The 15,199-nt window shown below is 72.4% G+C and carries 12 protein-coding genes; 8 read left to right on the top strand and 4 right to left on the bottom strand.

The window, feature by feature from the left end; all coding sequences use genetic code 11:
- The first annotated feature begins 9 nt into the window (after positions 1–9).
- The 7 genes from ABTY61_RS18425 to ABTY61_RS18395 all read left to right on the top strand — a co-directional run bounded on the left by ABTY61_RS18425 (position 10) and on the right by ABTY61_RS18395 (position 7,467).
- Positions 10–1,419, top strand: coding sequence for an oxidoreductase (locus tag ABTY61_RS18425; protein ID WP_350506053.1), 1,410 nt, complete (start codon positions 10–12; stop codon positions 1,417–1,419).
- Positions 1,416–2,549: an AMP-binding protein gene (locus ABTY61_RS18420; RefSeq protein ID WP_350506052.1), complete on the top strand. Its 1,134-nt coding sequence runs from the start codon at positions 1,416–1,418 to the stop codon at positions 2,547–2,549. Before ABTY61_RS18425 ends, ABTY61_RS18420 begins: the two co-directional genes overlap by 4 nt.
- Before the next feature lie 49 nt (positions 2,550–2,598).
- Positions 2,599–3,975: a B12-binding domain-containing radical SAM protein gene (locus tag ABTY61_RS18415; RefSeq protein ID WP_350506051.1), complete on the top strand. Its 1,377-nt coding sequence runs from the start codon at positions 2,599–2,601 to the stop codon at positions 3,973–3,975.
- Positions 3,976–4,264: 289 nt separating this feature from the next.
- Positions 4,265–4,816 (top strand): peroxiredoxin, encoded by a 552-nt coding sequence (locus tag ABTY61_RS18410; protein ID WP_350506050.1) that lies wholly within the window; start codon positions 4,265–4,267, stop codon positions 4,814–4,816.
- Positions 4,817–4,819: 3 nt separating this feature from the next.
- Positions 4,820–5,362: an alkyl hydroperoxide reductase gene (locus ABTY61_RS18405; RefSeq protein WP_350506049.1), complete on the top strand. Its 543-nt coding sequence runs from the start codon at positions 4,820–4,822 to the stop codon at positions 5,360–5,362.
- Positions 5,363–5,494: 132 nt separating this feature from the next.
- Positions 5,495–5,848: a type VII secretion target gene (locus ABTY61_RS18400; protein WP_350506048.1), complete on the top strand. Its 354-nt coding sequence runs from the start codon at positions 5,495–5,497 to the stop codon at positions 5,846–5,848.
- Positions 5,849–5,859: 11 nt separating this feature from the next.
- Positions 5,860–7,467: an alpha/beta hydrolase gene (locus ABTY61_RS18395; protein WP_350506047.1), complete on the top strand. Its 1,608-nt coding sequence runs from the start codon at positions 5,860–5,862 to the stop codon at positions 7,465–7,467.
- Positions 7,468–7,488: 21 nt separating this feature from the next.
- Here the strand turns inward: ABTY61_RS18395 and ABTY61_RS18390 are convergent, their stop codons facing one another.
- The 4 genes from ABTY61_RS18390 to ABTY61_RS18375 all read right to left on the bottom strand — a co-directional run bounded on the left by ABTY61_RS18390 (position 7,489) and on the right by ABTY61_RS18375 (position 13,127).
- Positions 7,489–9,000: an AI-2E family transporter gene (locus ABTY61_RS18390; protein ID WP_350506046.1), complete on the bottom strand. Its 1,512-nt coding sequence runs from the start codon at positions 8,998–9,000 to the stop codon at positions 7,489–7,491.
- A gap of 532 nt (positions 9,001–9,532) precedes the next feature.
- Positions 9,533–10,273 carry an aggregation-promoting factor C-terminal-like domain-containing protein gene (locus ABTY61_RS18385; protein ID WP_350506045.1) on the bottom strand — a complete coding sequence of 247 codons (741 nt, stop codon included), beginning with the start codon at positions 10,271–10,273 and terminating at the stop codon, positions 9,533–9,535.
- A 450-nt stretch (positions 10,274–10,723) separates the two neighbouring features.
- Entirely contained in the window at positions 10,724–12,058 is a 1,335-nt protein-coding gene (gene phoH2 / locus ABTY61_RS18380; protein ID WP_350506044.1) for an RNA 5'-3' helicase PhoH2, read from the bottom strand.
- A gap of 274 nt (positions 12,059–12,332) precedes the next feature.
- Complete coding sequence (locus tag ABTY61_RS18375; RefSeq protein ID WP_387925074.1) at positions 12,333–13,127, bottom strand: isoprenyl transferase; 795 nt, start codon at positions 13,125–13,127, stop codon at positions 12,333–12,335.
- 375 nt (positions 13,128–13,502) lie between these two features.
- On the opposite strand from ABTY61_RS18375, the gene ABTY61_RS18370 reads away from it, so the two are divergent.
- Positions 13,503–15,101, top strand: coding sequence for a chitinase (locus ABTY61_RS18370; protein WP_350506043.1), 1,599 nt, complete (start codon positions 13,503–13,505; stop codon positions 15,099–15,101).
- Positions 15,102–15,199 lie beyond the last annotated feature (98 nt).

The following is a 15,199-nucleotide window of genomic DNA, read 5'->3' as shown; positions in this document are numbered from 1 at the left end:
AGGTGCTCCGTGCTCACAGAGTCCTCCCGACCCCGCACGTCCTCCGACATGCTCGACGTCGCCGCGTGGATCGGCCGCAACGCCTACACCGGTTCCCGGCCCAGGCCACTGACCGGATGCGACGGCCGCACGGTCGCGCTGGTCGCCCAGCCCAACCGGCTGGTCCAGCACAAGGCCGTCGTCCTGGCCCGCAACGTCGGCGCCGAACTCCGGAAGATCGACGACGCCACCTGGTTCGGCTACTTCCACCGGGCCGCCGACATCGTGGACCGGGAGCTGTCCGCCGGCCGGGTGACCCCGGTGGCCCGGGCGATCTCGGCGACCACGGGCCTGCCGCAGCTCAGGGTCGAACGCGGCATCGCGGCCGTGGCCCACCACCTGCGGCGCATCGAGGACATCATGTCCGTCCAGGCCCCGCAGGGTGACCTGGCCGCCTACCGCACGGGCCGGGTCGACGCCCCGTGGGCGTGGCTCCCCGCCGGACGCACCTGCATGGTGCGGGTCCCGGGCAACTTCCCGACCATCCAGATCGAGTGGCTGCAGACGCTCGCCGCCCGGCGGCCGACCCTGATCAACACCTCCGAGCGCGACCCGTTCACCGCCGGCGTCTTCGTCTCCGCCCTGTACGAGGCCGGGCTGCCCGACGGAGCCCTGTCGATGTGCCACGGCGACGTCCCCACCTGGCTGAACCTCGCCGACCAGATCGTGTGGCCCGGCGAGCACGCGCCCTCGATGGAGCCCTCGCGGCTGAAGACCTACCACTTCGGGCGCAGCAAGGCCGTCCTGCTCGACGACCACCCCGACCCGCGGACCTGGGACCGCCTGGCGCGGCTCGCCTTCCAGGGCTCCGGCCGGCTGTGCACCAACGTCAGCGCGCTCGCGGTCACCGGCGACGCCGAGGCCGCCGCCGCACAGCTGGCCAGGGCGTTCAACGCCTACCCCGTCCTGCCGCTCGACGCCCGGGCGGCCCGGGTGCCCGCCTTCCCCGACCGGGAGCTCCTGCGGGCGCTGGTGCGCGAGATCGAGCGCGAGATCGCGGGCGGAGCCGTGGACGTCACCGCCCGCGACTGTGACGTCCCGCTCCTGGTGGAGATCGGCGACAGCGCCTTCCTGCGCCCCACCGTGCTGCTGACGGACGCCGGTTCCCCGCTGTTCCGCACCGAACTGCCCTTCCCCTTCACGGCCGTGGCACGGGTCGACCGTGCACGGCTGGACGAGGCGTGCGCGCACTCGCTGATCGTGTCGGTCATCGGCGACCACCCCGAGGTCGTCGAACTGCTCGCCCAGGAGCCCACGATCACCAAGGTCTTCGCCGACGACGCGTTCGACCGGGGCTACGACCCGGTCGACCCCCAGGAGGGCTACCTCTCCGACTTCCTGTTCCAGAAGAAGGCGCTCCTCCCGCGGAGGACCGCATGAGTTCCGAGGATGCATCCATGCCGCTGCCCGAATCCCCCTCCCCCCTGCGCCCCGTCGGCGACGACCACGTCCGCCGCGTGATCCGCAGGCACCTCCACCCGGAGACGGGGTCGCCGTTCTGGCTGGAGCGCGACCGCGAACTGGGCGCCGACGCCTACGAGAAGGTCACCGGCCTCGCCGACGCGCTGGCCCTCGTCGGCCTGCGGGACGCCGCCGACCAGCAGCGCTACGAGGAGGCGGTCCGCCGCCGCCCGGTCGAGGACTTCATCCCCCGCGACGTCCTCGCCCAGGAGAAGTTCCTGTGGGCCTCGCAGACCGGCGGCACCACCGGTGCGCCCAAGCACGGCACCTGGGGTTCGACCTACTGGCGCGACGTCCTCGACTTCTCCGACCACTTCCTCGACCTGCACGGTGTGCCGCGCGACCGGAACTGGCTCTTCCTCGGCCCCATGGGCCCGCACACCACGGGCCGTCTCGTGGTCTCGTACGCCGAGCGCCGCGGCGGCCGCTGCTTCTCGATCGACCTCGACCCCCGGATCGTCAAGGTCTTCGGCGAGGAGGGGATGACCGCCGCCGCCGACCGGTACGTCCGGCACATCTGGGACCAGACCGAGGCGGTCATCCGCTCCCAGGACATCGGCGTCATGTTCTGCACCTCCCGCCTGCTGGAGATGCTCCCCGAGCACCTGGATCCGGCGCTGTTCTCGTCCGTCGAGGCGATCGTCCACGCGGGCACCACCCTGGAGCCCGAGACCCACCGCATCCTGCGGGAGGACCTCTTCCCCGGCGTTCCCGTCGTCGGCCTGTACGGCTCCTCGACCACGAGCGTCAGCTGGCAGAAGCCGTTCGAGCCCGAGGACGACTACCGGGTCGTCTACGTTCCCAGCTCGCCGCACGTCCTCCTGGACGTGGTGGACGAGGAGGGCGCCGACGTCGAGTTCGGCGCGGAGGGCTGGGTGCGGGTGTGGCGGTTCACCGACGACCAGCTGATCCCCGGCTTCCGCGAGCGCGACCGGGCCCACCGCGTCCGCCCGTACGGTGCGGCCGCCGAGGCGCACCCGTGGGCCTGGATCGGTGACCCGTACAGCCCCGAGTTCACCGTGCACGGCCGGGTCGAAGGCGTGTACTGAGCACGCCCGCAGCAAGCAAATCGACAGCCCCGTCAGGAAGAAGGAAGCCGTGCGAATACTGCTGGTGTGGCCGCGCAACGAGCGGGCCGTTCTCAGCGACGAGCTGAGCTGTTGCGAGCCGTTGCCGCTGGAGTACCTGGCGGGCGCGCTGCGCGGACACCACGACGTCACCATCCACGATCTGCGCCTCGACCCGCCGCTCGCGGAGTACGCCGCGGCCAACGAGCCGCCGGACCTCGTCGGGGTCGCCGTCCCGTACACCACCAACGTGCCGGTCAGCCGACAGGTGACCCACGAGGTCAAGCGGCTGTGGCCCGACGTGCCCGTCGTGCTCGGCGGCCACCACGTGACCGTGTCCAGCGAGTGGATGGACGGCTTCGCCGCCGACTACGTCGTGGCCGGCGAGGGCGCCGACCCGCTGCTCACCCTGATCGGCCACCTGGAGCGCGGCACCCGCGTCGAGCCGGTGACCGGGCTCGCGCCGTACGACACGAGAACCGCGCTGCGCCGCACGGTCAAGCCGGAACCGGCCACGCTGAACTCCCTGCCCCGCCCCGACCGGTCCCTGCTGGCCCGGCACCGCGGCTCCTACTTCCACTCCATCTACAACCCGGTGGCCCTGGTCCGGTTCAGCGCGGGCTGCCCCTTCCAGTGCCACTTCTGCTCGCTGTGGCGCATCACCGACCGCCGCTACCTGGTCAAGGAAGCCGAGCGCGTGGTGGGCGAGATCCAGGACATCGAGCAGCGGAACCTGTACGTCGTCGACGACGAGGCGTTCATCCAGCCCGGCCGCATGCTCGAACTGGCCGACGCCATCGACCAGGCCGAGCTCGACCGCCGGTACCACATGTACGTGCGCACCGACACCGCCCTCCGCCGCCCCGACGTGATCACCCGCTGGGCGGAGATCGGGCTGGACTCCGTCCTCGTCGGAGCGGAATCCATGACCGACGACGAGCTGAGCGGCTACCACAAGGGCACCAGCGCGCGTCAGACCCGCGAGGCCCTCGACCTCTTCCACGCACTGGGCGTCAAGGTCCGGGCCAACTTCATCGTGAACCCGTCCTGGGACGAGGCCGACTTCGACCGCCTGACCCGCACGGTCGAGGAGCTCGGTGTCGACATGCCGAGCTTCTCGGTGCTGACGCCCTTGCCGGGCACCGACCTGTACGACGAGGTCCGGGACCAACTGATCGACGACAACCCCGAGTTGTTCGACTGCTACCACACCCTCTTCCCCACCCGGCTCGCCCCCGAGCGCTTCTACGAGCGCCTCTCCCGTCTGCTCGTCACCGCGAGCTCCCGCCGCGCCGAGGAGACGACCGGCGACCCGTCGGTCTTCTACTACTCGACGAACGACGCCTTCAGCCGCATGGTCGACGCCGTCCGCTCCGGCGGCTTCGCCGAACGCGTCACCGCCGGCTGACCCGGAGACCCCGCCGCCACCGGGTCACGGCCGGTGGCGGCGGGCACGCCGGTCCCGGTGCCTCCGCATCGCGAGCGGGTGCGCCGAGTGCGGGAGAGCAGAAGGCTCCGCCCAGGTAGTGTCACCGTCCGGCGTGGCTGCTGGGCAACCGCATGGGCACCACTGATAGCCCCGTCCGATCAGTCTTAATGCCTTCTGCTATTTCCCTGATCAGTCCACGATGTGGAATGGTGGGTCGCGTCCGGAATCCGGACAAGCTCCCCTCAGTCTCACTTCAGGAGAAGCGAACGTGCTCACGATCGGCGACAAGTTCCCCGAGTTCGACCTCAAGGCCTGTGTCGACCTGGACGCCGCGAGCGCCTTCGCCGACATCGACCACAAGACCTACGAGGGCAAGTGGAAGATCGTCTTCTTCTGGCCGATGGACTTCACCTTCGTCTGCCCGACCGAGATCGCCGCGTTCGGCAAGCTGAACGACGAGTTCGCCGACCGTGACGCCCAGATCCTCGGCGTCTCCGGCGACTCCGAGTTCGTGCACCACGCCTGGCGCAAGGACCACAAGGACCTGCGCGACCTGCCCTTCCCGATGCTGGCCGACATCAAGCACGAGCTGATGCGCGCCTGCGGCGTCGAGGGCGAGGACGGCACCGCCCAGCGCGCCGTGTTCATCGTCGACCCGAACAACGAGATCCAGTTCGTCATGGTCACCGCCGGCTCCGTCGGCCGTAACCCCAAGGAGGTCCTGCGGGTGCTGGACGCCCTGCAGACCGACGAGCTGTGCCCGTGCAACTGGAACAAGGGCGAGGACACCCTCGACGCCCAGGCCCTCCTGGCGGGCTGACCCATGGCCCTCGACGACCTGAAGGCCGCGCTCCCGGACTACGCCAAGGACCTCAAGCTCAACCTGGGCTCGGTCATCGGCAACTCCGACCTCCCCGCCCAGCAGCTCTGGGGCACCGTGCTGTCCTGCGCGATGGCCACCCGCAGCCCCGGTCTGCTGCGCGAGCTGGAGCCCGAGGCCAAGGCCAACCTCTCCCCGGAGGCGTACACCGCCGCCAAGGGCGCGGCCGCGATCATGGGGATGAACAACGTCTACTACCGGACGCTGCACCTGCTCTCCGACAAGGAGTACAGCACGATGCGGGCCGGTCTGCGGATGAACATCATCGGCACCCCGGGCGTCGAGAAGATCGACTTCGAGCTCTGGTGCTTCGCCGTCTCGGCCATCAACGGCTGCGGCCAGTGCCTCGACTCGCACGAGGCCGTCCTGCGCAAGGCCGGCGTCGACCGTGAGGTCATCCAGGCCTCGATGAAGATCGCCGCCGTCCTCCAGGCCGTGGCCGGCGTCCTCGACTCCGAGGCCGCCCTCGCCGCCGTCAACGCCTGACGCACCCCGCACCACCTGACGGGCCCCTCCGCACGGAGGGGCCCGTCGGCGTTTCCGCGCCCTCGCCCGGGCTCAACTCCGCTACAGTGCAAGGCGATCCGTGCACGACATACGACCCGAGAGGAAACCGGGTTGTCCGACCATCCGGAGAACGGCGGGGGCTTTCGGACCGACGCCGACCTGCTCCACCGGGCCGCCGGAACGGCCGGTGAGACGGCGGCCCCGATCCCGGACCAGACCGAGGCCCTTTTCGACTCCTCCCGGCAGGCCGTCGCCGGACTGCGCGGACTCCGGTCCGGCACCGCGCTCGACGACTGCACCGGCGCCTGGCACACCCTCCTGAACGACCTCCACGCCACGATGAGCCGCCACGGCCGGCACCTCGACACGGCCGCGCACCGCTACCGGGGCACCGACCAGCGGACCGCCACCCGGTTCGGCCCCACCGCGGCGCAGCGGCAGAACTTCGTCCGGCACTTCGGGTAGGGGCCGCCGGCATGGACCTCGCGACACTGCGCGACACCGACTTCGGTCTGCTCCACGGCGCCGCCGACGCGTACGACAGACTGCACGGCGAGTTCGGGCAGCACCTGGAGAACTGGCACACCGGAGTCGACCGGCGCATCGCCGCCGCCGGCTGGACCGGCCCCGCCGCCGACGCGGCGACCCCGGCCCTGCGGCTCACCACCGGCGAGTTGACGGCCGCCCGGACCGGGATCGGGCGGATCGGCCAGGCCCTTCGCACCGGGGCGGACGCCCTCGTCCTCGCCCAGTCGGCACTGCGCAAGGCGCTGGAGGACGCGCGGAGCGCCGACCTGACGGTCGACGAGCACGGCACGGTCGGCCGGCCGGCCCCGCCCCCCGCCGACCGGCACGACCCCGACCACCGGAAGGCCCGCGACCGGACCGCCGAGGCCCTCGCCGCCCGCATCCGCACCGCCCTCGCCGAGGCCGACGCCGTCGACCGGGCCCTCGCCGCCCGGCTCCGGCACCACACCACCCGCGCCCACGACGGCACCGCCCTCGACCCGGCCGCCGCCGCCCGGGACCGTCTCGACCCGGCCCTGGCCCTACGCCCCCTGCTCGACGCCGTCATGCCGGGGGCGGACGCCCCACCGGCCGAGGTGAACGCCTGGTGGCACGGCCTGCCCACGGACGAACAGCAACGGCTGATCAAGGACCGTCCGGACCTCGTCGGCAACCGCGACGGGATCCCCGCCACCGCCAGGGACCAGGCCAACCGGATCCTCCTGCCCCGGCTCCTGGCGCGGTACGAGGGCTACCCGCCGCCGCTCGACGGCCGGACCGGGCTCAAGCTCGAAGGCTTCCGCAGGATCGGTGAACGGCTGAGGACCGAGGGCCAGGACCCCCCGGTCCTGCTGCTCGGCATCGGTGAGGAGGGCCAGGGCCGAGCCGTCCTCTCCTTCGGCGATCCCGACACCGCCCAGGACGTCACGTCCCTCGTCGGCGGCATGGGCACCGAGCTGCAGCACATCGGCGGAGCCGACGCCGACCGGGCCAGGGAGGTGTACGACGCGGCGAAGCGCGCCGACCCGACCCGCAGCACGGCCTCGATCGCCTGGCTCGGTTACGACGCCCCGCTCGGCGCCGACGTCGCCTCGCGCACCGAGGCCGAGGACGGGGCAGCCGCGTACCAGCGGTTCCTCGCCGGACAGCGCGCCACCCATCAGGGCACCCCCGCCCACGTCACGGCGCAGGGGCACAGTTACGGCTCGCTCCTGGTCGGCCTGGCCGCCCAGCGCCCCGGCGGCCTCGCCGCCGACGACATCGTCCTGGTCGGCAGCCCCGGCACCGGGACGGACCACGCCTCGGACCTCTCGGTCGGCGCCGGCCACACCTACGTCGGCGCCGCCCGGTGGGACTACGTGTCGCAGACCGGCTGGTACGCCAGAGATCCCGCGCGGGCCGACTTCGGCGCCCAGCGCTTCGCCGTCCCGGACGGTTCGCCCGACGGCTCCGCGCACTCCTCCTACTGGGACGGCCGGCCCGGCGAGGACCGCACCTCGGTCGACAACATCGGCCGGATCGTCACCGGCCACGGCGACCGGATCACCAGGCAGGCCCCACGGGGCGGCCGACCGTGACCCGGAGCCGCGGCCCCGCCGTCAGTCCGCGGCCGCCGTCGGCCGGGTGGCCGCTGTGCGTTCGGCGGCTTCGCGGGCGGCGGCTTCGCGGGCGGCTTCGAGGGCGGTGAAGACGGCCTGGCCGGCCTCGTTGCGGCGGCGCAGGTGGGCGACCACGGTGTTGGTGACGGCGATCAGCGGGACGGCGACGACCGCGCCGCCGATGCCGCCGATGATGCCGCCGGCCGCGACCCCGAGGACCACGCCGAGCGGGTGGACCCGGACGGCGCGGCCGAGGATGAGCGGCTGGAGGATGTGGCTCTCCACCTGCATCACCGCGATCAGCACGACCAGCACCATCAGCGCCGTCCACGGCCCCTGGGTGACCAGGGCGATCAGGACGGCGACGGTGCCGGTGACGAGGGCGCCGACCAGCGGGACGAAGGCGCCCAGGAAGATGATCACGGCCAGCGGCATGGCCAGCGGCACGCCCAGCAGGTCGACGCCGATGCCGATGCAGAGCGCGTCGATGAAGGCCACGCAGACGGTGCCGCGCACGTACGCGGTGAGCGTCGTCCAGGCCTTGGGGCCGGCGCCGGCCATCGCGAAGCGGGACTGCCGGGGCAGGCCGCGCAGCGCCCAGTTCCAGATCCTGGAGCCGTCGTAGAGGAAGAAGAAGGTGGTGAAGAAGGTCATCAGCAGCGCGGTCAGGATCTCGACGGCGATCTGCGCGCCGGTGATCGAGGCCGAGGTGAGCTGGTCGGTGTTGGTGGTGATGGCCTTGGTGATCTGGTTGGCGAAGTCGGTGATCTGCTGCTGGGTCAGGTGCAGCGGGCCGGTGATCATCCAGTCCCGGAGCTGGTTGACGCCGGTCTTCACCTGGGCGGTGACGTCGGGCAGGTTGGTGGACACCTGCCAGACCACGAACCAGCCGACCAGCCCGATCCCGGCCAGGCCGCTGAGGAAGACCCCGCCGGCCGCGAGCGAGCGCGGCACCCCGCGCCGGCGCAGCCAGGAGACCGAGGGTTCGAGCAGCGCGGTGATCAGCAGCGAGGCCAGCACCGAGAAGGCGACCAGCCGCAGCATGTCGACGACGTAGAAGACGACGTAGAGCGCGGCGCCGAGCAGCAGCAGCCGCCAGGTCGACTCGGCGGCCACCCGCAGGCCCCACGGCACCGCCTCGGCGGGGGTGGCGGGCCGGCCGGGGTGGTACTCGCGGCCGAGTCCGGCGTGCGCGGGCGGTGCGGGCGGGGTGGCGGGCGTGGTCGCCGCGGGCACGGCGGCCGGGGCGTCGGCGACGGCTTCGGTCGCAACCCCGGCGGCCGGAAGCGAGGCCGGGACCGCGGTCGGAGCCGGTGCGGCCGCGAGGGCGGGGTCGGGGTCGGCGCGCGGTACCGGGACCGGGCCGGGTGCCTCGGCGAGGGCCGGGACGGGGAGTTCGTGCGGGTCGGCCGCCATCGCGGCGCGTCGGCGCCGTTCGATCACGGCGGCCGCGCTCGCCACCACGGCCATGCCCTTGGCCACGGCCTTGAAGGCCTTTCCGCCCCGCGCCATCCTCGCTACCGCCGCTTCCCCGTCGGACCCGCCGAGCCGGCGGTGACGCCGTGGGTCCTGCCACGGCCGTCAGGGATGACGCTACCCGGCGGGCGCCGGGCGGGTCCGCCCGCCGTGGGGTTCGGTGCGATCGCTTCCTTCCGCAGAACCGGACAAATCGCCAGGTTCCTGGTGGTTTCGCCCAGGCATGGCTGGGGAGGACTTCGAACGGGACGCCGAGTCGTCCCACGGGGGCGACCGATGCCGGCCAGGCCGGTCGTCCCGATGGGCCGGTCGATGAACCGATCGGTCGACCGAGCCAACCGCCGGCGGACCGGCCGGTGCGGGGAGCTACCAGGACCCCTTCCCGCGCCCCGCGTCCGCACCCAGGACCGCACCGCCCGTGAGCGCCTTGGTCAGCGCAACCCGGGCGGCGCGGCCCGCCCTTCCCGGCCCGCCCGGGAACGCCGCGGCCCCCGGCCGCTCGTCGCGTTCGACGAGCGGCCGGGGGCCGCGGGGAGTGGCACCGCCCCGGGGGAGGCGGCGGGTCCTCCTAGTACCAGCTGTGGGCCTGCCAGAACGACCAGGCGCCGCAGGGGCTGCCGTAGCGGCTGTTCATGTAGCTGAGGCCCCACTTGATCTGGGTGGCCGGGTTGGTGCGCCAGTCGGCACCGGCCGAGGCCATCTTGCTGCCGGGCAGCGCCTGGACCAGACCGTAAGCGCCGGAGCTGCTGTTGGTCGCGGTGTAGTCCCAGCCGCTCTCGCGCTTCACGATCTGGCTGAAGCACTGGAACTGGGCGTCGTTGCCGACGATCTGCCGGGCCAGGTCCTGGACGGAGCCGGGGCTGACCGAGACGGGGGGCGCGCTGTCGTCCACCGCGGACATCGCCGACCGCGCCTTGGAGCGGTTGGCGGCGGCGTCGGCCGCGGCACGCTGGTCGGCGGCGGCCTTGGCGGCCTTGTCCGCGTCGGCCTTGGCCTGGGCGTCGGCCTTCGCCTGGGCGTCCGCGGCGGCCTTCTGGCGCGCGGCCTCCTCGGCGGCCTTCTGCTCGGCGGCGGCCTTGGCGGCGGCGTCGGCGGAGGCCTGCTGGGCGGTCGCCTGCTGGCCGATGTTGTCGCTGACGGCCTGCGCCTGGGTACCGGAGGGGACTTCGGCGAGCAGGGTCGCGCCGGCGACGTCGACCGTCTGCGTGGCCTTGCCCTCGCTGCCCGAGGCCATGCCCACGACAGCACCGACAGCGGTGACCGCGGTGGCAGAGGCCACAGCAACTCCCCGGACCGAGATCCGAGTCACATGGATTCCTTCCAGCATCGCCCACGCGTGACCGTGCGGACGCAACATGCCCCTTGGCACGGACCTCCGCAGGTGCTCTGGTCACGGGAGGTGCTGGCCCGGCGTCCGGTCGAGGTGAGGCGACCGGGCGTTGGAATCGGGCGGCGTACGGCTCATCGGTCTTCAATTGTGCGTCCACCGACCGGAGTTGGCGGACCTTCCGGGGCCTGACTCCCGGTGTCCGGAAGCCCTGCCGCGCCGTACGCGGGGCCTGACAGAACCCTCACCATGCCGCACCGGGCACTGTCGACGCAATTCCCGCCTGCGTGGCGCATGTCACATTCACCGCCCGGGAGTTCTTCGGACAGAAAGCACTCGATGTGATGAAAGGGACGGGGCCCGCTCCGTCAGGAACGGGCCCCGCACCGCGAGTTGAACCTATTGTCCGACTATGTCCCGATCAGGGACGTTTCACGGGTGGATGTCCTCCAGCATCTCCGTGACCAGCGCCGCGATCGGCGAACGCTCGGAGCGGGTGAGCGTGATGTGGGCGAAGAGCGGATGCCCCTTCAACTTCTCCACCACCGCCACCACGCCGTCGTACCGGCCGACCCGGAGGTTGTCCCGCTGCGCCACGTCGTGGGTGAGCACCACCCGCGAGCCCTGGCCGATCCGGGACAGCACCGTCAGCAGGACGTTGCGCTCCAGCGACTGGGCTTCGTCCACGATCACGAAGGCGTCGTGCAGCGAGCGCCCCCGGATGTGGGTCAGCGGCAGGACCTCCAGCATCCCGCGGGCGACGACCTCCTCGATCACGTCCGGGGTGGTGACCGCCGAGAGGGTGTCGAAGACCGCCTGGGCCCAGGGGCCCATCTTCTCCGCCTCGCTGCCGGGCAGGTAGCCGAGCTCCTGGCCGCCGACCGCGTACAGCGGCCGGAAGACCATCACCTTGCGGTGCTGCCTCCGCTCCAGCACCGCCTCCAGCCCCGCGCACAGCGCCAGCGCCGACTTGCCCGTCCCGGCCCGGCCGCCCATCGACACGATGCCGATCTCCGGGTCGAGCAGCAGGTCCAGCGCCACCCGCTGCTCGGCGCTGCGCCCGCGCAGCCCGAACGCCTCGCGCTCCCCGCGCACCAGCCGGACCCGCCCGTCGCCGGTGACCCGGCCGAGCGCCCGCCCGCGCTCCGAGGTGAGCACCAGCCCGGTGTGCACCGGGAGCTCCTCGACCCCGTCGACGTCCACGGCGGCGTCGTGGCCCGCCGCGAACAGCGCGTCGACCTCGTCGGCCGCGACGTGCAGCTCGGACATGCCCGTCCAGCCGGAGGTGATCGCCAGCTCCGCCCGGTACTCCTCCGCGAGCAGGCCCACCGAGCTGGCCTTGATCCGCAGCGGGAGGTCCTTGGAGACGACGGTGACGTCGTACCCCTCGGCCTGCAGGTTGCGGGCGACCGCCAGGATCCTGGTGTCCGCCTCGCCGCCGCCCGCCCGGTAGCCGACCGGCAGTATCGAGACGTCGGAGTGGTTGAGTTCGACCCGGATCGTCCCGCCCAGTTCGCCGACCGGGATCGGCTCGTCGAGCCGGCCGTGGCGGATGCGGTAGTCGTCGAGCAGGCGCAGCGCCTGGCGGGCGAAGTAGCCCAGCTCGGGGTGGTGGCGCTTGGCCTCCAACTCGGTGACGACCACCACCGGGAGGACGACCTCGTGCTCCTCGAAGCGGGTCATGGCGAGCGGGTCCGCCAGGAGCACGCTGGTGTCGAGAACGTACGTGCGCCGGTCTGGTGTCCGGCGGCTCTTGGAACTGACCACTAGGCCTCCAGAGCGGATGACCCAGCGTCATCCGCGGCAAGCCGGCCCCCGCTGCCCCGGTGGCCTCGGGACCGGACTGACTGGAGTATTCCCAGGCGGGGGGCGGTGCATTCGCGCCCCCGGCGAACTGACGGATCATTGCCGGTGAACGTTTGGCCTCACGCGGCGCCCGGGTAGGCCAGGCCTACGGCGGTCATTCCGGTCGGAGCGGGGCCGGAGCGGCCCCGGCGGCACCGCGCAGGCGCCCCCGCGGCAGCCCCGCAGGCGCCGTGGCTCAGAGCCCGAGCCGCCGGTGGCGCTGTTCGAAGGCGCGCAGCGCGCGCAGGAAGTCGACCTTGCGGAAGGCCGGCCAGTACGCCTCGCAGAAGTAGAACTCGCTGTGGGCGCTCTGCCAGAGCAGGAATCCGGACAGCCGCTGCTCGCCCGAGGTGCGGATGATCAGGTCCGGGTCGGGCTGGTTCGCGGTGTAGAGGTGCTCGGCGATGTGCTCGACGGTCAGGATCTCGGCCAGTTCCTCGATCGAGGTGCCGCGTCCGGCGTGCTCCTGGAGCAGCGAGCGGACGGCGTCGGCGATCTCGTGCCGACCGCCGTAGCCGACCGCGACGTTGACGGTGATGCCGTCGATCCCGGCGGTCTCCTCGGCGGCGCGCTTGAGCACGTCGGCGGTGTGCTGCGGGAGCAGGTCCAGCGCGCCGACCGGGTTGACCCGCCAGCGGCGGGCGGCGGCCAGGCCGGTGACGGCGTCCTCGATGATGCCGAGCAGCGGGACCAGCTCGTCGGCCGGGCGGTCCAGGTTGTCGGTGGAGAGCATCCACAGGGTGACGACCTTGACGTGGGTCTCGTCGCACCAGCCGAGGAACTCGCTGATCTTGTCGGCGCCGCGCTGGTGGCCGTACGCGGTGGAGCCGCCGGCGGCCTTGGCCCAGCGGCGGTTGCCGTCCAGGATCACGCCGATGTGGTGCGGGGTGCGACCGAGGTGGACCTCGACCCGTCGGCCGTAGAGCCGGTACATCCCGCCCAGCAGGGTGCGCAGCCCCGGCGTCCGTTCGGCGACATCGCGCAGACCCATGGTTTCCCGGCCCCTCCGTACTCGTTCAGGCTGGTGCGTCACCGCCCCGGCGCAGCCTACTCCGGCGCGCAGGCGCACGGTAAAGCCGCAGGTAGCGGTCTGGTCACGGTCCTGTACGAAGTCTGTCGCGACGGGCGTGTCACGGTCTGACGGGCGGTGTGCGCGGCGTGGACACGGAACGGTCTCCGCTTCCTTAAGGGAGCCGTAAACCGGCTGTCGCATCCTTGACGACCGGCAATGGTCTAGTCCAGCTTTTGACCCGAGGCGGAACGAAACGATCCCGCCCCCGGAGTCACCCGCGGACCTCCCCTCCCCCACACGCGGCCGCCGCGCCCCCCACCGCGGCGGCCGCTCCTCCCCCAGGAGCGTCACCCCATGGCCCGTACGCCGAACCAGCCCGCGCACAAGCGCCGGCGCAGCCCCCTTCCGGCCCTCGCGGCCGGTGCCACCGCCCTCGCCCTGGCCGGCGGCGGCCTCGCCCTCTTCGCCGGCGGCGCCAGCGCGGCGGACGGCAACCTGGTCACCAACGGCGGCTTCGAGAGCGGACTGAACGGCTGGTCCTGCACCGGCGGCGCGACCACGGTGTCCTCGCCGGTCCACTCCGGCACCGGCGCGCTCCAGGCCGCCCCGGGCGCGGGCGACACCGCCGAGTGCACCCAGACCATCAGCGTGCTGCCCAACACCAGCTACACGCTGAGCGCCTGGGTGCAGGGCCCGTACGTCTACCTCGGAGCCCGCGGCACCGGCGGGACCGACCCGTCCGCCTGGTCGAACCAGACCAGCTGGAACCAGCTGTCCAGCACCTTCACCACCGGGGCGAACGCCACCAGCGTCACCGTCTACCTGCACGGCTGGTACGGGCAGGGCGCCTACCTCGCCGACGACGTCGCGCTGGTCGGCCCGGGCGGCACGTCCACCCCGTCCCCGACGGCCACGCCCACCGGGACGCCCACCCCGACCCCGACGGCCACCGCCACGCCCACCGGGACACCCACCCCCACGGCCACGCCGACCCCGACCGCCACGCCCACCGGGACGCCCACCCCGACCGGGACGCCCACCCCGCCGACCACCGGCCTGCCGGCCCACGCGGTCACCGGCTACTGGCAGAACTTCGACAACGGCTCGACCCCGCAGCGCCTGAGCGACGTGCAGAACGCGTACGACATCATCGCGGTCTCCTTCGCCGACGCCGTGCCGACCCGGACCGGCGCGATCAGCTTCACGCTGGACCCGGGCCTGTCCAAGGCGCTCGGCGGCTACACCGACGCCCAGTTCCGCGCCGACATCAAGGCCAAGCAGGCGGCCGGCAAGAAGGTCGTCCTCTCCATCGGCGGCCAGAACGGCGCGATCACCGTCGGCGACGCCACCGCCGGGGCGAACTTCGCCGACAGCGCCTCCGCGATCATCAAGGACTACGGCTTCGACGGCGTCGACGTCGACCTGGAGAACGGCGTCCAGGCCGGTCCGCTCGGCGACGCGCTGCACGCCCTAAAGGCCAAGGTCGGCCCCGGCTTCATCCTGACCATGGCACCCGAGACCATCGGGATGTACAGCACCGCGGGCGCCTACTTCCAGCTGGCGCTGAACACCAAGGACATCCTGACCGTCGTCAACACCCAGTTCTACAACTCGGGCGGCATGAACGGCTGCGACGGCAAGGTCTACAACCAGGGCACGATCGACTTCATCACCTCGCAGGTCTGCACCCACATCCAGGGCGGCCTGCGGCCCGACCAGGTCGGCATCGGCATCCCGGCCTCCGCCAAGGCGGCCGGCGGCGGCTACGTCGACCCGTCGGTGGTGAACAACGCGCTCAACTGCCTGGCCACCGGCAACAACTGCGGCAGCTTCGTGCCGCCGGCCAAGTGGCCCACCATCCGGGGCGCGATGACCTGGTCCACCAACTGGGACGCCAACAACGGCAACGCCTTCTCCAACGCGGTCGGCCCGTTCGTCCACAAGATGCCGTGAGGCACACCGAGGTGTAACTCCCCTCGACGCGCCGCTCCTTGAGGGTGGGGCCGGCGCGTCGACGGAGGGGCCCGTCGTACCGACTCCGGTACGACTGG

The organism is Kitasatospora sp. NPDC096128, assembly GCF_040303105.1.
Lineage (GTDB): Bacteria > Actinomycetota > Actinomycetes > Streptomycetales > Streptomycetaceae > Kitasatospora.
Note: the sequence above shows the minus strand (reverse complement) of the source record. Positions and strands in the feature narration are given on the sequence as shown.

What these genes read in the sequence shown, in the direction of transcription:
- ABTY61_RS18420 (WP_350506052.1), top strand. Translation starts at nt 1,416, where the DNA reads ATGAGTTCCGAGGATGCATCCATGCCGCTGCCCGAATCCCCCTCCCCC.
- ABTY61_RS18405 (WP_350506049.1), top strand. Translation starts at nt 4,820, where the DNA reads ATGGCCCTCGACGACCTGAAGGCCGCGCTCCCGGACTACGCCAAGGAC.
- ABTY61_RS18395 (WP_350506047.1), top strand. Translation starts at nt 5,860, where the DNA reads ATGGACCTCGCGACACTGCGCGACACCGACTTCGGTCTGCTCCACGGC.
- ABTY61_RS18390 (WP_350506046.1), bottom strand. Translation starts at nt 9,000, where the DNA reads ATGGCGCGGGGCGGAAAGGCCTTCAAGGCCGTGGCCAAGGGCATGGCC.
- ABTY61_RS18375 (WP_387925074.1), bottom strand. Translation starts at nt 13,127, where the DNA reads ATGGGTCTGCGCGATGTCGCCGAACGGACGCCGGGGCTGCGCACCCTG.
- ABTY61_RS18370 (WP_350506043.1), top strand. Translation starts at nt 13,503, where the DNA reads ATGGCCCGTACGCCGAACCAGCCCGCGCACAAGCGCCGGCGCAGCCCC.